Raw genomic sequence first — 17,066 nt, forward strand, 5'->3', positions numbered from 1 at the left:
TAAGGGGCGTGAGCAGGACGCGGAAGCTTTGCTCGGTTTTTACTTATTCTTACAGGGATGTAAGTCATTAGAATAACGCAGGAGCAGTTATCGAGCCCACTAGGTTACAAACCTCGCGCCGCGATTTGATCGCCCCTAGATTGAACAAATCTCAATCCGCAAAGATCAACACGCCCTATACACGTAAATTTAAAACACCTAAACATACTGCTATCCGCTTAAAGCGCTATGGCATCTAGTTTATTTATGCACCCTAAGGAACCCTATGTTTGATTTAATAAGCAAACGCAGCGCTAATTTAAAAAATGATGTATTAGCCGGCTTAACCGCTGTGCTTACGCTCATTCCCGAAGCCGTTGCGTTTACCTTTGTAGCGGGAATTGACCCAATGATGGGGCTTTATGGCTCGTTTTTTGTTGGCTTTATTACCGCCGTGTTTGGCGGCCGCCCTGGTATGATTTCGGGTGCTGCTGGCTCTATGGCTGTAGTCACCACCGCCTTTATTATTATGTTTGGACTCGAGTACTTGCTGGCCGCCGTGGTATTAACCGGTGTGCTACAAGTAGTGTTTGGCGCTTTTAAAATGGGCAAATTTATTAGGCTGTTACCTCACCCTGTAATGCTTGGCTTTGTAAATGGCTTAGCTATTGTGATTGGTATGGCGCAATTTGGCCAATTTAAAGAAAACGTTCGCGTAGTTTACGATAAGCAACACGATATGTTTACCTACGCAGGCGATTGGATGCAACTAACCAGCCCTGCTATGCTTACCATGATGGGGCTAATTGCGCTAACCATGGCAATTGTGTATTTTTTACCGCGCTATACTAAAGCAATTCCTACCCCTCTTGCTGCAATAGCAGTATCTACAGCGCTGGTCACCTTTACGCCACTTGAGTCCAGAGTCTGCCAAGTTATTGCAAAAAGCCGGTGATTTGGTTGAGGTTAACATTGTTGAAGACCCTAAATACCCTGTAGCCAACGACGCTATGGCGTAACACGTCACTTAGGTAACTCACTAAAAAAGCTCAGAATTTCCCGAGCTTTTTATAAATATTGATGAAGGGCTATGAAGGTAGATAAATTAAAGTTTACTAGTCTTTTATTTTATATTAATGAGATCTATAAATTTAAAAGATAAACTGCTCGTTTTTTATCCCTAATACGTTATGGTATTTAAATAATAAATATACATAATAAAGTTAAGGAGCGGCCATGAATAACCCGCAATCAGATCATATCCCGCAAGAAGCCTTTGATTGGTACGACGAATACGCCCACGGTTTAATGGACAGACGTACATTTATGAAAAAACTTGGCGGTTTAGCTGCACTTGGGTTTTCAATGAGTGTACTTACATCAGCGCTATTGCCTAATTACGCGTTTGCAGAGCAAGTATCATTTAACGATGATGATATTAAAGCCACCTACGAAGAATTTGATTCGCCAAACGGGCATGGTAAAGGCAAAGGCTACTTAGCAGTACCTAGCAAAATTGAAGGTAAACTGCCGGTTGTATTAGTTATTCACGAAAACCGTGGTTTAAACCCATATATTAAAGATGTAGCAAGGCGCTTAGCCAAAAAAGGCTTTATTGCCTTTGCACCCGACGCACTCTTTGCGCTTGGTGGCTACCCGGGCAATGACGATGAAGGCCGCGCCATGCAAAAAACCATGGACAGAGCTAAAATTCAAAACGATTTTGTAGCTGGGGCTCACTTTTTAAAAAATCATTCTAATAGTAACGGCAAACTGGGAGCTGTAGGCTTTTGTTTTGGTGGTTATATTGTTAATTACTTAGCGGCGGTTGAGAGTGGCTTACTGAGCGCGGGCGTGCCCTTTTATGGCACACCTGCCAGTGAGTCACTGCACAAAAATATTAAAGCGCCTTTAATGATTCAATTAGGTGAGCTTGATAAACGCGTTAACGCTACATGGCCTGATTATGAAAAAAGCTTAAAAGCTAACAATGTTGAGTACATTATGCACATGTACGAAGGCGCTAATCATGGTTTCCATAACGACTCTACTGGGCGTTATGATGAGCAAAAAGCAGAACTTGCTTGGCAGCGTACCTTAGCGTTTTTTAATGAAAAACTAAGTTAATAATAAGGTAATGCCACCAGCTTAAAATGGGTGGCATTTTTTAAGTTAATTGAGCTCTGTAATGTGTAGAAGCTCACCAGATGGTCCCCATAAATAAATCACTTTACCCCACGGCTCTTGTTTTATCCCTTCAAAGCGAATATCAAAGTGAGTTAACTTACTAATAGTGTTAAAGGCTTCGTATATATTTAATACACACACTTGCAGCATTAAATTTTCAGCAAATTCTTGGTTGTAGTAACGTTGTAAAAACAAACTACATTCACCTGATGTTGCTATGCTTAAATCAGCTGATGCAGGCTCAACATTAAAGCCAAGCGCCTGATAAAAGTCGCACGATTGCTGATAATTTTTACACGGCACAAACACTCTAATATCATCAACTTGCATTATCAGTCCTTCATTAGTCAAGCACGCTTTTATCAATAATCCCTTTTGCAATAAGGGCTTTTAAAATACCGGCGCTTTTTTCTCTAAAGGCATCGCGAAGTAAGCGCACCGCCGGAGTGATTGACTGCCTACTTGGGCACACCAACCAAAGCTCTGTAGGCGTGGGTTTAAAGTTTGGCATAACACTTATGACATTACCGGCAAGTAATTCATTAGACATATCTAAGCACGATTTAACCGCCAGCCCCTTGCCCGACACACACCAGCGCCTTACTAAATCGCCATCGTTAGCCGCATGGCCACCGTGCAATTTTACTTTAAACTCTTCGCTGGCATCGCTAAATACCCATACATCTTTAATTATATCTTGCAGTTGATAAAACAGCCCTTTATGTTCTGTTAAATCATGTGGATGAGCAGGCGTGCCATGTGTATCAAGGTAGCTTTGTGCTGCGCATAAAATACGCGGTACATCGCAAATTTTAAAACCGTACATGCTGGCATCGTTAGGTTTACCATAACGCAGTGCAATGTCGACCGAGTCACGATAAAAGTCGATATTACTGTCGCTTATATTGGCGCGCAAGCTGAGCTGAGTGTGGGTTTGCATGAACTCGTCAAGCCAGGGGATCACAATGTTGCGCCCTAAATCAGAAGAAAGCGCAATACGCAGCTCGCCATCAATTATATCGTCATCGCTTTTAAGTGTATTTTTGGCTTGTTCAAGCATTGCCAATGCTTGCTGGCATTGCGGAATGTAACGCTCGCCGGCTGCAGAAAGCCTTAAATGGCGAGTGGTGCGTATAAATAGTTCAAAACCTAAAGCCTGCTCTACCCTTTTAACAGCAGCACTTGCTGTGGCGGTGCGCATATCTAAATTTGATGCTGCAGCAGTAATACTTTTAAACTCTGCCACTTTTAAAATTACCTGTAAGTCTTCTAAAAGCATTGTGTATTAATCCATTATCAACTTAATAATTTAATTATTATTTTTGGCAAAATTAAGCGCTTTAGGTTTGCTTACAGTGTATTGAGCAATCAAAAAGTGATTTATTGTCTATTTATATTTGACAATGCTTATCTATTGCGCGGTTTATCAATATAAAGGCAAATATTACACTGTACCCATCAGCTAGTCACTAACCACTATTTATTAAATTAGGACAATCTTTAGGGCGTTTATTAGTAAACCCAGCTTTTGGGCATTAATAGTATGTTTAAAAAGCAAATTTGTTTAAAGCAAGGACTCGCCCATCCAATTAACTAATATTATTTGATAAAGATTCAATCATTACCCTGTTTATTGCATAAAAATTCTCACCTATTATTCACCTCAACGCAAGCGAAGTCATTCAGGCTATTAAAATCGCTTTACTCTATTTTTTAGCATAACGGGTATCACAGTATGAAACGATTAAAAACCACCTTAGCAATAGCAACCCTGTCATTAGCCGCAAGTGCTTTTTCAAGCGCCTATGCAGCAGACGTTGGCCCCCTTGAAACGGTGACTACTTTTAATAAATATCGCGGCGCAGGTATAACTATAACACCCGCAGGGCGAATGATTGTAAGCATGCACCCGCTTGATGCACCAAAAACGCGAGTAATTGAAATTATGCCAAACGGTGCTCAACAACCTTTCCCTAACGAAGATTGGGCTGACGGCCCCGAGCTTGGCAAAGTAGGCCTTGCAGCCGTCATTGGCGTACATAGCGACAGCAAAGGTGTGGTGTGGATTTTAGACATGGGCAGCGAGCAAGTAGCCCCAAAACTAATTGCCTGGGACAGCGTTGCCAATACCTTAGTTAATACCATTGAATTAAATAAAGACGCTGTACTTGATAACTCGTTTTTACAAGACTTTGTTATTGATGAACGTAACGACAAAATTTACATTGCCGATATGTCTTTTGGTAACTTTATGGGCGCCACTAAACCTGCGTTTATTGTTGTTGATTTAAAAACCGGCGAATCAACGCGTGTACTTGAGGGCAATGCTAAGCTAATGCCAGAGGAGCGCAATATTGTCATCGAAGCCTCTCCTGTTGCATCTAAATCAGCAAAAGGTGAAACAACAAACCTACGTTTTGGCTTAAACCCAATTACCATTGATGATAAAAATGAATGGGTATACTTTGGCGCATTTACAGGCACAAGTGTTTACCGTATTCCGGCAAAAACGCTCGCTGATAGCACGTATTCAGATGCTAAAAAAGCAAAAAACATTGAAGTGTTTGGCCCTAAAAACCCAAGCGATGGCATGACCTACGCGCCAGGTGGCGGTATTTTAGTAACCGACCTTGAAAACAATGCCATTGGCTTAACGACTAAAGGCCACTACGAAATAATTGTTCAAGACAAACGATTATCATGGCCTGATAGCCTAGCAGTGAGCAATGGTTGGATTTATGTAACACAAGATCAGCTCCACCAGCACCCTGCATTTAGCCAAGGCTTTGGTAATGCAAAACCACCTTACGTATTAACGCGTTTTCGCTTTAATCAAAAATAATTAATTATTTTTATAAGCCAGCCATACCCGCTGGCTTTTTAGGAGTTAAGTTGTGCTACTGGATACCCCTATTTGTGACTTTGGCTGACAAGCACCCAACTTTACGTTAAAAACCCCGCAAGGCGAGCCTTTTACCTTAGCCGACAACCTAGGCGAAAATGCCTTGTTAATCATGTTTATTTGTAACCATTGCCCTTATGTGCAACGTATTGCAAGGCGCTTAAGCGAAGATACCGCGTTATTAATAAACGAAGGTATAAATGTGTTAGCTATTATGTCGAACGACTATAAAAGCGTCCCTGCTGACTCCCCAGCTAATATGGAAAAATTTGCTAAGCAGCACGGCTTTTTGTTTCCCTACCTTGTTAATGAAAACCAACGCGTAGGCAAACAGTATGGCGCGGTTTGCACGCCTGATTTTTTTGGTTTCAATAAACACGGGGCACTGCAATACCGTGGCCGCTTAGACGATGCAAAAATGAATGACGATGCACATCGCACTCCTGAGTTAGTTAATGCCATGCGCCAAATTGCGGCCACAGGCAAAGGTCCTGAGCAGCAAACACCCAGCATGGGCTGCTCTATAAAATGGAGTAATTCATTATGAGTACAGTACATTTAAAATTGGGCGTAACCGATTTATCGTTTCACCATGTAACGGCCTCTTTAGTGAGCCATGTTTTAACTGATATGGGCTTTAACGTTGAGCGTATTTATGCGCCGCATCAAGATAACTTTAAAAACCTTAAATCTGGTGAAGTAGATTTACTCGCCTCAGCATGGCTACCTTCAAGCCACGGTATTTATAAAGCCGATGTTGAACAAGTTATGCCACTCGTTGAGCTTGGCTTACATTATGAGCCTTATGCACACTGGGGCGTACCAGATTACGTACCGCAAAGTGCAGTGAACGAAATTAGTGATTTGTTAAAACCAGATGTGCTTTCAAAAATGCAAAAAACAATTCAGGGCATTAATGCCGGTGCTGGTATTACCCGTTTTTCTATTAATATGATGAAAGAATATGGGCTGACGAGCGCAGGATATGAGTTTTTAACCGGCACAGAGCATGACTGTTTTAGCGCGTTTGAAAACGCCGTCGCCACCCAAACCTGGTGCGTAGTGCCGTTATGGAAACCACAATTTTTGCATTACAAGCACACAATACGTGAGCTTAAAGAACCACAAGGATTACTTGGCGTTGTTGATAGAGCTGTTTTACTCCAACGAGAAGATAAACAAGCGCTGTTTAACCAAGCACAGTTAAACACCCTTGATAAATTACGCTTTTCAAATGAGATCATTGCCGAGCTTGACTATAAAGTATGCAAAAACTTACAACCACTCGATGACGTAACGCGTAATTGGCTTAATAACAATCCAATTAAAAAGTAATTTGTGCTTTGTTTTTTTTAAAAAGGCTCAATATAGACACTACTTGGCTAAAATAGCCACTTAACGGAGATAACCATGACCCATCCAATTATTAATGATTTAGAAAAACGTTATACAACTAAACGCTACACAACCAAGCGCATTCCTCAAGATGATCTAGATGTAATTTACGAAGCTATGCGTCTTTCTCCTTCATCGATTAACTCGCAGCCGTGGAAATTTATTGTTATTGAGTCAGACGAAGCTAAAGAGCGTATGCACTCTACGTTTGCTAATAAATTTCAATTTAATCAGCCGCATATTAAAACTGCATCACACGTTATTTTATTTGCTTACAACCCTAAATATAAACGTGATGACTACGCACAAGTCATTGATGCAGACATTAAAAATGGCCGTACTCAAAGTGAAAACCGCGAACAAGCGTTTGGCGCATTTGCTTTTGTTGATATGAATACCGATGAGCAAGGCAACAATGCAATGTGGACCAAAGCGCAAACTTACATTGCCCTGGGCAACACAATGCACGCCGCAGCACGCTTAGGCGTTGATTCAACACCTATGGAAGGTGTAGATGCACAGCTTATTGGTGAAGTGTTTGAACAAGAGCTCGATGGCTATATTTGTGATGTAGCGTTAGTACTTGGCTACCACGATGACACTGAAGATTATAACGCTAAGTTACCTAAATCTCGCTTAGCAAAAGAGCAAGTTATACAGGTTTTATAAAAACCTATTAAAAAAGCTTAGCGCTAATGAGTGCTAAGCTTTTATATTCATTTTATTTTTTAGCAATAGCTTGCAGTACCGACGCTAAGCCCGTGTGGTATGTGCCTTCAAACACTTCTCGCTTTAATTCTTCTAAATGTATAAAGCTAAGCTCGGTTAAGTCATCTTGTAAATCGCTTTTTGAGGTTTTAGTATCGACACTTGGGCCGCCTCCGGTATTATAATTTACTTGCTCAGGCGTATAGGCCTCAAGTAAAAACACCCCACCTGGCTTTAAACCTTTAACAGCGCGCTTATATACCGCTGAACGCACGGCACTTGGTAAAGGGCAATAAATAGACACTACTGCATCCCATTTTTCTTTTCCAAAATCAAACTTCGCTAAATCGGCGTGTACAAGCTCAATGTTTACGTTGTGCTCTTTGGCAAGCTTTGCCGCTTTTTCAAGCCCTACTTTTGAGCCATCAACCGCGGTAACGCTGTAACCCATTTTTGCTAAAAATACCGCATTTCGTCCCTCACCTTCGGCTAAGCTAATAACATTGCCTTTAGGTAATTGCTTATAGTGCTCGGCTAAAAAATCGTTTGGCTGTTTGCCATAAGCGTATTGCTGAGTGTTATACCTTTCATCCCACATAATAGCTCCCGGTATTATTTTGCGTATTCATAGCGTTGAATAAGCCTGCTTAATAATTCCACTAATAATATGTAGTGTAAATAGGTAACTAATTTTTTAATGTTATTAATATAATACTCAGCCATGCTCACGCACACTGCTAAGTGCTGGATTAAAAGGGGTGATTTTCAGAGCTAAATAAAAAAGCCAGTGACGAGGTCACCGGCCAAAAGAAGGCAATACGAAGGGAGTCGTACTGGCTGTTAAAACTTTTTCAGTATTCGTTATCTTAATAACGGCACATGAGATTCTAATGCCTGATAGTTCATCCATTGGTTTAATTGCTCTGGCCAGGTAATGGTTGGCTCGCAATATAAACCACGTAATATAGAAAAATAAATAGCGCTATCGAGCAAGCTTAATGACGTTTTACCATTTTTAATATTGAGCTGTTTTTCGGTGCCAATTAAAAATTCATTTACTTGTAAAACTATCTCAGGAGTTGATGCTATTAGGTTTACAAAGTTAAGCTCTGTCGATTGCTTGTTATCTTCCCACGCTATACGGCTAGATTCTGTTTTAAACTCTTTTAAATCCAATAATGGCCAGCGCGGCTAACCAATCTGCAATAAAGGCGCAAACGAGCCACCTTGCCACTCAATAGCCCCTTGCGTTGGCTTGTCTGATTCGCTAGAACCAGCAAGTTCAATAAACAGGCTAATAATTTCGTTACTTTCACTCATAACAGTGCCGTCATCTTTCTCAAGAATAGGTACCATTTTTTACCAATTAGTTTTGTTGGTGTTTCAGTGTCGTCGTAATCAAGTACAACGTCATCAAGCTTAATGCCTAATTTACCTGCTACATATTTAACACTCGCACAAAAAGGACAATGAGAGTAACTGTATAGTTTCATAATTAATTAAAGCCTAAAGCGGGTTAAGTACCTATGCCCGTAAGATACCCAAATAGTCAGCGCAGAAAAACCGCATTTAGGTTGAAACTTTATCTTGTAAAAATTGATAATCACGCTTTAATACCAGTCCGCATAATTAAGTGATCTATTTTGAGGATGGATAAACGTGATGATAGCAAGGCAAAAAATTCGCTATTTAGTCGTTCTAAATGAGAATTTTTTAACGCAGATAGCGACACGTTTAGCCCCTGAAAATGATTAAGCATTAATGCGGATTGGTATAAGTAGTAAATAACATAAAAAAACACGCCATAAAGGCGTGCTTAATTTACACATTATAGTTAGCGCCCTATTACGCCTTCAGCTAAAGGTTTAAATCTAAATATATAATAAGGTGCTTTATTTTGAGCATTGCCGTTATTAAGTTGTGCCGAAAGCGGCAATTGCGCAGCGCCGGTGTACATGTAACCCTCTGGTCCAATGCTTACACCATCTGGCCAAATCATGTTTTTATCGTACGTGTAATCACGGTACGTACGTGTTTTGGCATCAATAACGCCCACAGTACGCTCACCCACTATGGTTAAATATAAATTATCATCAGCATCAATACTTAAACCACCGTTTACTGGTTTTTGTGCGTATTGCTCTACTCGTTCGCCTAGTTGTTTATCGGTTAATTGCTCGTTAGCAATGTCGGCCATTTTAATACGGTAAACATACTTTTTATTAAGCGGAGCAAAGTAAAGCCATTGCTGCGCGTTATCAAGCACAATGCCATCGGCACCAATAAAGGCATTAAGTTGCTTTTGGTTATCAGTCCCTTCATCAATCATTATTGGCATTGTGTAATCGGGTAATGCACTTTCGTGACCTTGCAATACTCGCCGGCTCTTACCTGTTTTAGTATTAACGATAATAAGGGCGGCTTGCTTGCCATTTCCGCCATCCGCAATACCTTCATCAGCAATCACCAATGTATTGTATTTGCTCGATATAGCTAAATCATTAAGTTGAGATTGAGCAACCGATATAGGGCTAGGTAAATAAATAATTTTATTAAGCTTATTGTTTAGCGCATCCCATGCTATCAGCTTTGGCGTAATACGCGGCTGCGCCTGGCCTGAGTCGAGTATCCATACATTACCTCTGTCATCAGCCCTTACCCCTAATACCCAATTTAAATAGTTAGCGGGATTTTTTAAGCTGCCATCACTTTTATAAGGGGTTTGCATTTGCGCATTAGGAAATGGCACCACATCACCACTTTTTAAAAGCTCCCCCACTTTTACTTTTGGGTTATAAAAAGGGTGATAACTAAAAATAAAGCGCTTGTTTTGTGTATACGTAATACCGCCCACAGCACCGTCGGTTTGTGCGTAAACCTCAGCGGGTACCGTGTCATTTGCAAAAGCCGAGGCACTTATTAGCAAGGCTATAGCGCTTAGCCCTAATTTAGATTTATTTAAAAACATAATTTGCCCTACTTTTGCTTAATGTAATTAGCTGTGCCGTCTATCCAGTCTTGTCGAGCTGGGGCAAAAAAATCAATATCTACCGTATCTTGGGTAAAGTGAAATTCGTGCGGTACATTGGCCGGAATCACCATCATGTCACCCGCTTTCATAAGGTATTGTTTACCGCCAGAAAACACTTTAGCCTCGCCTGACATGATCCACGTCACTTGTTCATTCGGGTGTTTATGAAGCGGTACTTTGCCTCCTTTTTTAGCCACCCATTTTACAAACGTAGATTGCGTACCATGAAAATATTGGCGTGTTAAATATGGGCCCATTTGCTCTTTGGGCTGGCTGTCGAGATTAAGTAAAAAAGGGGCGTTGGTAATGTGCTGATTATAACTATCCATTATGCCCATTTGGGGTGCAGGCGTTATTTGCTGTTCAAGTTTACTCTGCGCTGCCCATACGCCACTGCTTGTTAAAGCAGTTGCTAATAAAAGCGTGTTAATTTTCATAGTTTCACCTAAATAATAAACTGTGTGCGGCTGCACTGACTATTTAGGTAAAGTTTACAGGCTGAGGATTTTTGAAAAAGCCGCCTAGGCAAGAAACATTTTCAAATAAAAACGAGTAATTAATTACTTATTACAAAATATAAACCCAGCAATAAAGCTGGGTTTTACTTAGGTAATGCTTAAAAAACCTTAACTGACCTTTAATTCTTGCATTTGTATGTACTGTACTAAGTCTTCAATCGTTACCACTGTCATGCTGTGTTTATTAGCATAATCACTTACCTGTGGTAAACGCGCCATGGTGCCATCAGGATTAGTGAGTTCACAAATAACCCCAAACGGTTTTAAACCAGCCAGCTGCATTAAATCAACAGATGCCTCGGTGTGGCCGCGGCGAACTAAAACCCCACCTGTTTGTGCTTTTAAGCCAAATACATGGCCTGGGCGCGATAAATCACTGGGTTTGGCGTTATCGGCTGTGGCAGCTTTAATCGTTGTTACTCGATCGGCGGCCGATACGCCGGTTGTAACACCGTGTTTAGCCTCTATTGTGACTGTGTAGGCTGTATTATTTTGGCTGGTGTTGTGAGTTACCATTTGCGGTAGCTCGAGCTGCTTAATACGCTCATCGCCCATACACAGGCACACAATACCGCTGCCTTCGCGGATCATTTCCGCCATTTGTTGGGTGGTTAAATGCTCGGCAGAAAAAACAAAATCACCTTCGTTTTCGCGGTTCTCGTCATCAACAACAAGTACGCCTTGGCCTTGCTGCAAAGCAGCAATGGCGTTTTCTACGCGGGTGTGGCTTTCGCCAAATTGGCTAAGTAAAGACTGAATCATTATTATATTCCACATAAAAATAAATAGATTCAGGACACTGAAAGGCATGGCAAAACACACAAACTAAATTGCGCACTTTTTGCCACTAAACAGCTTATACCAATCCGCTTAATTAAGTATTATTGCGAATTGGTATTAAACACGCAGCCACAGGCCACGTGTTTGCATACGCTACAAGCTATATTCTCTTTCATCCGGACTATAACCGTCGGCTCTGGCATCTCACCAGATCTGCTTGACCTTTATTTAATACATTAAAAAACGATTATTAAATAAAGCGCTCGCGGGCTCGTTTTATTCAAAAACTAATGAGTAAAACATACCGCCGGTGGGGACTTTCACCCCGCCCTGAGAATGTACCGTGAACTTATCTGTTCACGGCCTGCGCATTATACGCGTGTATTTATACGTTATTCAAAAATAAATGTTAAATAAGCTCAGTATTTAGTGAGGCATTGAGTACTTTACCTTGGTTAATATCGGCCGTGAGTGAGCATTTTGCGCCATTAACTAAGTTTAAATTTGGCTGCACATGGCCAATATCAGCATCTATTATTACCGGGAATAAGCACCCACCCAATGCCACATCTAGCGCATGGCGGTAATCAAATGCATCGTGATGACTTTGTGTTATTTCGCTGCGCCCTAAAATAAGGCCGTTAATATCATCAAATACACCGGCAAGTTTGAGCGACAGTAAAAATCGTGCCACGGTGGTAGGCGTAAGCTCTGAATTTTCTAGGTATAAAATTAGCCCTTCGTTCGCACTGTGTTTTTTAAAGTCGTGCAATGCTAAAAATGGCGAATCCAGCAATAATCCTACCGTATCAAGGCAGCCGCCAAATAAGCGCCCAGACATCTCTATTGTGCGCTCATCGGTGTAATTTAGGCACTGCCACTGGGTAGGCTCGCTTGGCGCTAGCAGTTCATCAGGGTTTTGTGCGTAATTGGGTTTATTTTTTTGATAATAAGCAGAAGGCCCTTGCTCAAATTTACTTCCCGACTCGTAGGTAATGGTTTCAAAAATTTGTAAGCTGTAGGGGTTTGTTTCATCTGGGTGAAGCTGCATTAGGTTGGCACTATGAAGTGTTGCCCATTGGCACTTAGCCGTAAGTGCACAGGCAATTGTGCTCACATCAGAAAAACCCACCAGCCATTTAGGTTTGGCCTCTTTTATGGCGTTAAAATCCAGTAGTGGCAAAATTTCCATTGCCAGCTCTCCGCCCATTGGCGGCATAATGGCGGTAACCTCATCGTCTAGCAAAAAGCCCATTAATTGCTTGGCATGCGCTTTTGCATCTAATTCATCACGGGGTTTATTTTGGCGTAAAAACTCCCCTTCTACTACCTCGTAGCCACGGTGTTTTAAACCGTCTATCACTCTATCTAATCGTGCATGGTATTTTTCTTTTAAGCCCGACGAAAGCGAGCAAATAGCAATTTTAGAGCCTACTTTTAAAGGCGCTGGATAAAGTATATTAGCCATGAATGTTCCTTTTAATAAAGTGATTCCACTGTGTAAAAGCCGTTATGCATTTACACATTACCTATATGAATGTACCTATATCAACACGCACACTCTTTATGCAATATGAATAAGCGTAGAGTGTGTTTAGCATTTATGCAGTCACCATTTTATTTATAAATTTTTTAACGAGTAATGGCATGCGCTTTTTTAGCAATCCAATTATGCCAATCCGTTTAACTCAGCTGTCTATTTTGAGGAGGGTGTTATATATGGGGTTTATGAGGATAAGTTGCTATTAGCTAGTTTTTAGGTATAAAAAAACCGATGCAATTGCATCGGTTTTTGCTTGTACATTACTGTGAGCTAAATATTAAAGATACTCAACGTCAATGATTTCATACTCAACGTCGCCTTTAGGCGTTTTAATGGTCACAGCATCATCTGTTTGTTTACCAATTAAACCGCGCGCAATCGGTGAGTTAACAGAAATTAAGTTATTTTTAATATCTGCTTCGTCATCACCCACAATACGGTAGGTTACTTCGGCATCTGTTTCTACATTTACAATAGTGACAGTAGTACCAAAAATAACTTTACCTGTATTAGGCATTTTAGTTACGTCAATAATTTGCACATTTGAAAGCTTAGCTTCAATTTCTTGAATACGGCCTTCACAAAAACCCTGTTGCTCACGCGCAGCGTGGTATTCAGCGTTTTCTTTTAAGTCACCATGTTCACGTGCAATCGCAATATCATTTACGATTTTAGGACGGGTAACTGTTTTTAATTCGTTAAGCTCTTCGCGCAGTAACTCTGCGCCACGAACTGTCATCGGAATTGATTGCATACTTTTCTCACTTAACACCAAGGCCTAGTGGCCTTGGTACATTTCCTTAGTTCAATCGCTGGTGTAGCTCTTGAACTGACGTCACTTTACTACGGTCGTCCGCTTGGTTAGCAGTACAGTTAGCAAATGCCGCGTTCAAGGTTGTCGTGTAGTTGGTTTTGTTTTGCAATGCACCACGACGCAACACCTTCGAATCTTCGATCGCTTGGCGACCTTCGGTGGTATTTACGATATAGCTGTACTCTTTATTCTTGATGTTATCAAGAATATGCGGGCGGCCTTCATATACTTTGTTTACACGGCGTACTTCAATACCGGCCTCTTTTAAAGCCTCTGCTGTGCCACCTGTTGCATCAATTTCAAAACCAAGATCTCTCATGGTTTTAGCAAGTTCTACAACACGAGACTTATCGCTGTTACGTACAGATAGTAACGCGCGACCACCGCGTGGTAAAGTGTTGCTTGCACCTAATTGTGCTTTTGCGAACGCTTCGGCGAAAGTATCGCCAACACCCATCACTTCACCTGTAGAACGCATCTCTGGGCCACGGATAGGATCCACACCTTGGAACTTAGCAAACGGTAAAACAACTTCTTTAACGCTGTAATACGGTGGAATTACTTCTTTAGTAATGCCTTGGCTTGCTAAAGACTGACCCGCCATACAACGCGCGGCTACTTTTGCAAGTGCAATACCGGTCGCTTTAGATACAAACGGTACAGTACGCGCCGCACGTGGATTCACTTCAATTAAGTACACTTTGCCATCTTTTACAGCAAATTGTGTATTCATTAAGCCCACTACGCCAAGCTCAAGTGCCATATCGGTTACTTGTTTACGCATAACATCTTGCACTTCTTGTGATAAAGAGTGTGCAGGTAATGAACATGCTGAGTCACCCGAGTGAACACCCGCTTGCTCAATGTGCTCCATAATACCGCCAATAATTACTTGCTCGCCGTCACAAATTGCATCAACGTCCACTTCGATTGCATTATCTAAGAAGTGATCAAGTAGTACTGGCGCTTCATTTGAAGCTTGTACCGCTTCGGTCATGTAACGACGTAAGTCTTGCTCATCGTAAACAATTTCCATTGCACGGCCACCCAGTACGTACGATGGACGCACAACCAGTGGGAAGCCAATTTCACCTGATTTAAGTAATGCTTCTTCAGTTGATGTAACTGTTGCGTTTTCTGGTTGTAGTAAATCAAGACGCTCTACTAACTGTTGGAAACGCTCACGGTCTTCTGCGCGGTCAATCGCATCTGGTGAAGTACCAATTACTGGCACACCATTCGCTTCAAGTTCACGTGCTAGTTTAAGTGGTGTTTGGCCACCGTACTGTACAATTACACCTTTTGGTTTTTCAACACGTACAATTTCTAGCACGTCTTCAAGTGTAATTGGTTCAAAGAATAGACGGTCAGAGGTATCGTAATCGGTAGAAACCGTTTCAGGGTTACAGTTAACCATGATGGTCTCATAGCCGTCTTCGCGTAGCGCAAGGGCTGCGTGTACACAACAGTAGTCAAACTCAATGCCTTGGCCGATACGGTTAGGACCGCCGCCAATAACCATGATTTTGTCTTTGTCTGACGGGTTCGCTTCACACTCTTCATCGTACGTTGAGTACATGTAAGCTGTGTCTGAGCTAAATTCGGCAGCACAGGTATCAACACGCTTGTACACAGGTACAATGTTTAACTGATGACGCTTTTTGCGAATTTCGGCTTCAGATACACCAGCAATTTCAGCAATACGTGGGTCGGCGAAGCCTTTACGCTTAAGTTTACGTAAAAACTCGGCATTTAAGCCGGCCATGCCACCTTCAGCAATTTTAGCTTCGTCTTTTAAAATGTCTTCTATTTGTACTAAGTACCAAGGGTCAACTTTGGTAAGTTCAAATACTTCTTCTACGCTCATCCCGTGGCGCATTGCATCGGCAATGTACCAAATACGCTCAGCGCCTGGCTCGCGTAGTTCACGGATGATTTTTTCGCGCGCTTTCGGGTCATCAAGTGCCACAATTGGGTTAAAGCCCGTTGCGCCTACTTCAAGACCGCGTAATGCTTTGTGTAACGATTCTTGCTGGTTACGACCAATCGCCATTACTTCGCCCACTGATTTCATTTGCGTTGTTAAGCGGTCGTTCGCGCCGGCAAATTTTTCAAAGTTAAAGCGAGGAATTTTTGTTACTACGTAGTCGATTGATGGCTCAAATGACGCTGGTGTTTTACCACCCGTAATGTCGTTTTGAAGTTCATCTAACGTGTAACCAATTGCTAACTTAGCGGCAATTTTAGCAATAGGGAAACCCGTTGCTTTAGATGCCAGTGCTGATGAGCGAGATACACGAGGGTTCATCTCAATGATAACCATACGGCCATCATCAGGGTTTACACCAAACTGTACGTTTGAACCACCGGTTTCAACACCAATTTCACGCAGTACCGCCATAGAGGCATTACGCATTAATTGGTATTCTTTGTCGGTTAGGGTTTGTGCTGGCGCAACGGTGATTGAATCACCAGTGTGTACACCCATTGGGTCAAAGTTTTCGATAGAACATACAATGATACAGTTGTCTTTTTTGTCGCGAACAACTTCCATTTCATATTCTTTCCAGCCAATCAGTGATTCATCAATCAACAACTCACTTGTTGGTGATAAATCTAGGCCGCGCTCACAGATTTCGTTAAATTCTTCCATGTTGTAAGCCACACCGCCACCGGTGCCACCCATAGTGAAAGAAGGACGAATAATACACGGAAAACCAATACGTGTTAGCGTATCGTGTGCTTCATCCATAGAGTGAGCAATTTCAGCACGTGGACATTCAAGGCCAATGTTTTTCATGGCTACGTCAAAGCGTTCACGGTTCTCTGCTTTGTCGATTGCATCGGCGGTTGCGCCAATTAGCTCAACGCCGTGTTTAGCCAGTACGCCGTGCTTATCTAAATCAAGTGCACAGTTTAATGCCGTTTGACCACCCATTGTTGGTAGTACTGCATCTGGCTTTTCTTTTTCAATAATTTTTTCTACCACTTCCCAATGAATAGGCTCGATGTACGTTGCATCGGCCATTTCCGGGTCAGTCATGATAGTCGCTGGGTTTGAGTTAACTAATATAACTCTAAAGCCTTCTTCTCTAAGTGCTTTACACGCTTGAGCACCAGAGTAATCAAATTCACAAGCTTGACCAATTACAATTGGGCCTGCGCCTAAGATAAGAATGCTTTTTAAATCGGTACGTTTTGGCATTATT

Annotated in this window: 16 protein-coding genes, 2 pseudogenes and 1 riboswitch; of the genes and pseudogenes, 6 read left to right on the top strand and 12 right to left on the bottom strand. The window is 41.7% G+C overall.

Annotation, left to right across the window (positions count from 1 at the left end; genetic code table 11):
* Nucleotides 1-265: 265 nt before the first annotated feature.
* Nucleotides 266-880 (top strand): annotated as a pseudogene (locus PSH54_RS19280) (SulP family inorganic anion transporter); the annotation flags it as partial.
* 335 nt (nucleotides 881-1,215) lie between these two features.
* Nucleotides 1,216-2,106, top strand: coding sequence for a dienelactone hydrolase family protein (locus PSH54_RS19285; RefSeq protein ID WP_273606890.1), 891 nt, complete (start codon nucleotides 1,216-1,218; stop codon nucleotides 2,104-2,106).
* Between the two features lie 45 nt (nucleotides 2,107-2,151).
* Here the strand turns inward: PSH54_RS19285 and PSH54_RS19290 are convergent, their stop codons facing one another.
* Together PSH54_RS19290 and PSH54_RS19295 are read right to left on the bottom strand one after the other, a co-directional pair.
* Complete coding sequence (locus PSH54_RS19290; protein WP_273606891.1) at nucleotides 2,152-2,496, bottom strand: lactoylglutathione lyase; 345 nt, start codon at nucleotides 2,494-2,496, stop codon at nucleotides 2,152-2,154.
* Nucleotides 2,497-2,509: 13 nt separating this feature from the next.
* Complete coding sequence (locus PSH54_RS19295; RefSeq protein ID WP_024033395.1) at nucleotides 2,510-3,445, bottom strand: LysR family transcriptional regulator; 936 nt, start codon at nucleotides 3,443-3,445, stop codon at nucleotides 2,510-2,512.
* A gap of 456 nt (nucleotides 3,446-3,901) precedes the next feature.
* Here PSH54_RS19295 and PSH54_RS19300 point away from each other — a divergent pair, with 456 nt between their 5' ends.
* The 4 genes and pseudogenes from PSH54_RS19300 to PSH54_RS19315 all read left to right on the top strand — a co-directional run bounded on the left by PSH54_RS19300 (nucleotide 3,902) and on the right by PSH54_RS19315 (nucleotide 7,132).
* Complete coding sequence (locus tag PSH54_RS19300) at nucleotides 3,902-5,008, top strand: L-dopachrome tautomerase-related protein (RefSeq protein ID WP_273606892.1); 1,107 nt, start codon at nucleotides 3,902-3,904, stop codon at nucleotides 5,006-5,008.
* A 100-nt stretch (nucleotides 5,009-5,108) separates the two neighbouring features.
* Nucleotides 5,109-5,615 (top strand): annotated as a pseudogene (locus PSH54_RS19305) (thioredoxin family protein); the annotation flags it as partial.
* The gene (locus PSH54_RS19310) at nucleotides 5,612-6,403 is read left to right on the top strand and encodes a glycine betaine ABC transporter substrate-binding protein (RefSeq protein WP_273606893.1); all 792 of its coding nucleotides are present in this window, start codon (nucleotides 5,612-5,614) and stop codon (nucleotides 6,401-6,403) included. The pseudogene PSH54_RS19305 and the gene PSH54_RS19310, both read left to right, overlap by 4 nt.
* A 75-nt stretch (nucleotides 6,404-6,478) precedes the next feature.
* A complete protein-coding gene (locus tag PSH54_RS19315) occupies nucleotides 6,479-7,132 on the top strand; it encodes a nitroreductase family protein (protein WP_054983121.1) in 654 nt (217 codons plus the stop codon).
* Nucleotides 7,133-7,184: 52 nt separating this feature from the next.
* Here the strand turns inward: PSH54_RS19315 and PSH54_RS19320 are convergent, their stop codons facing one another.
* The 10 genes from PSH54_RS19320 to carB all read right to left on the bottom strand — a co-directional run bounded on the left by PSH54_RS19320 (nucleotide 7,185) and on the right by carB (nucleotide 17,062).
* Entirely contained in the window at nucleotides 7,185-7,769 is a 585-nt protein-coding gene (locus tag PSH54_RS19320) for a class I SAM-dependent methyltransferase (protein WP_256850251.1), read from the bottom strand.
* A gap of 263 nt (nucleotides 7,770-8,032) precedes the next feature.
* Nucleotides 8,033-8,347: a hypothetical protein gene (locus PSH54_RS19325; protein WP_273606894.1), complete on the bottom strand. Its 315-nt coding sequence runs from the start codon at nucleotides 8,345-8,347 to the stop codon at nucleotides 8,033-8,035.
* Between the two features lie 15 nt (nucleotides 8,348-8,362).
* Nucleotides 8,363-8,491, bottom strand: a complete 129-nt coding sequence (locus PSH54_RS19330; protein WP_273606895.1) for a hypothetical protein — start codon at nucleotides 8,489-8,491, stop codon at nucleotides 8,363-8,365.
* Nucleotides 8,488-8,664, bottom strand: a complete 177-nt coding sequence (locus tag PSH54_RS19335; RefSeq protein WP_273606896.1) for a hypothetical protein — start codon at nucleotides 8,662-8,664, stop codon at nucleotides 8,488-8,490. Before PSH54_RS19335 ends, PSH54_RS19330 begins: the two co-directional genes overlap by 4 nt.
* 341 nt (nucleotides 8,665-9,005) lie before the next feature.
* Nucleotides 9,006-10,139: an L-dopachrome tautomerase-related protein gene (locus tag PSH54_RS19340; RefSeq protein ID WP_029774289.1), complete on the bottom strand. Its 1,134-nt coding sequence runs from the start codon at nucleotides 10,137-10,139 to the stop codon at nucleotides 9,006-9,008.
* An 8-nt stretch (nucleotides 10,140-10,147) separates the two neighbouring features.
* Complete coding sequence (locus tag PSH54_RS19345; RefSeq protein WP_029774290.1) at nucleotides 10,148-10,639, bottom strand: cupin domain-containing protein; 492 nt, start codon at nucleotides 10,637-10,639, stop codon at nucleotides 10,148-10,150.
* Between the two features lie 189 nt (nucleotides 10,640-10,828).
* A complete protein-coding gene (gene ribB, locus PSH54_RS19350; protein WP_004588090.1) occupies nucleotides 10,829-11,482 on the bottom strand; it encodes a 3,4-dihydroxy-2-butanone-4-phosphate synthase in 654 nt (217 codons plus the stop codon).
* Between the two features lie 178 nt (nucleotides 11,483-11,660).
* Nucleotides 11,661-11,842: riboswitch (FMN riboswitch) on the bottom strand.
* 67 nt (nucleotides 11,843-11,909) lie between these two features.
* Nucleotides 11,910-12,968 (bottom strand): S66 family peptidase, encoded by a 1,059-nt coding sequence (locus PSH54_RS19355; protein WP_273606897.1) that lies wholly within the window; start codon nucleotides 12,966-12,968, stop codon nucleotides 11,910-11,912.
* A 352-nt stretch (nucleotides 12,969-13,320) separates the two neighbouring features.
* Entirely contained in the window at nucleotides 13,321-13,797 is a 477-nt protein-coding gene (gene greA / locus PSH54_RS19360) for a transcription elongation factor GreA (protein WP_004588092.1), read from the bottom strand.
* A gap of 46 nt (nucleotides 13,798-13,843) precedes the next feature.
* A complete protein-coding gene (gene carB, locus PSH54_RS19365) occupies nucleotides 13,844-17,062 on the bottom strand; it encodes a carbamoyl-phosphate synthase large subunit (protein ID WP_273586789.1) in 3,219 nt (1,072 codons plus the stop codon).
* Nucleotides 17,063-17,066 lie beyond the last annotated feature (4 nt).

Origin of the sequence: Pseudoalteromonas sp. Angola-30 (assembly GCF_028599215.1) — a bacterium.
Classification (GTDB): domain Bacteria; phylum Pseudomonadota; class Gammaproteobacteria; order Enterobacterales; family Alteromonadaceae; genus Pseudoalteromonas; species Pseudoalteromonas atlantica.

Bases quoted from the DNA above. Each gene is read 5' to 3' on its own strand.
- PSH54_RS19335 (WP_273606896.1), bottom strand. From the start codon at position 8,664: ATGAAACTATACAGTTACTCTCATTGTCCTTTTTGTGCGAGTGTTAAA.
- PSH54_RS19315 (WP_054983121.1), top strand. From the start codon at position 6,479: ATGACCCATCCAATTATTAATGATTTAGAAAAACGTTATACAACTAAA.
- PSH54_RS19295 (WP_024033395.1), bottom strand. From the start codon at position 3,445: ATGCTTTTAGAAGACTTACAGGTAATTTTAAAAGTGGCAGAGTTTAAA.
- PSH54_RS19330 (WP_273606895.1), bottom strand. From the start codon at position 8,491: ATGAGTGAAAGTAACGAAATTATTAGCCTGTTTATTGAACTTGCTGGT.
- greA (WP_004588092.1), bottom strand. From the start codon at position 13,797: ATGCAATCAATTCCGATGACAGTTCGTGGCGCAGAGTTACTGCGCGAA.
- PSH54_RS19355 (WP_273606897.1), bottom strand. From the start codon at position 12,968: ATGGCTAATATACTTTATCCAGCGCCTTTAAAAGTAGGCTCTAAAATT.
- PSH54_RS19285 (WP_273606890.1), top strand. From the start codon at position 1,216: ATGAATAACCCGCAATCAGATCATATCCCGCAAGAAGCCTTTGATTGG.
- PSH54_RS19345 (WP_029774290.1), bottom strand. From the start codon at position 10,639: ATGAAAATTAACACGCTTTTATTAGCAACTGCTTTAACAAGCAGTGGC.
- PSH54_RS19320 (WP_256850251.1), bottom strand. From the start codon at position 7,769: ATGTGGGATGAAAGGTATAACACTCAGCAATACGCTTATGGCAAACAG.
- ribB (WP_004588090.1), bottom strand. From the start codon at position 11,482: ATGATTCAGTCTTTACTTAGCCAATTTGGCGAAAGCCACACCCGCGTA.
- PSH54_RS19290 (WP_273606891.1), bottom strand. From the start codon at position 2,496: ATGCAAGTTGATGATATTAGAGTGTTTGTGCCGTGTAAAAATTATCAG.
- PSH54_RS19310 (WP_273606893.1), top strand. From the start codon at position 5,612: ATGAGTACAGTACATTTAAAATTGGGCGTAACCGATTTATCGTTTCAC.
- PSH54_RS19300 (WP_273606892.1), top strand. From the start codon at position 3,902: ATGAAACGATTAAAAACCACCTTAGCAATAGCAACCCTGTCATTAGCC.
- carB (WP_273586789.1), bottom strand. From the start codon at position 17,062: ATGCCAAAACGTACCGATTTAAAAAGCATTCTTATCTTAGGCGCAGGC.
- PSH54_RS19340 (WP_029774289.1), bottom strand. From the start codon at position 10,139: ATGTTTTTAAATAAATCTAAATTAGGGCTAAGCGCTATAGCCTTGCTA.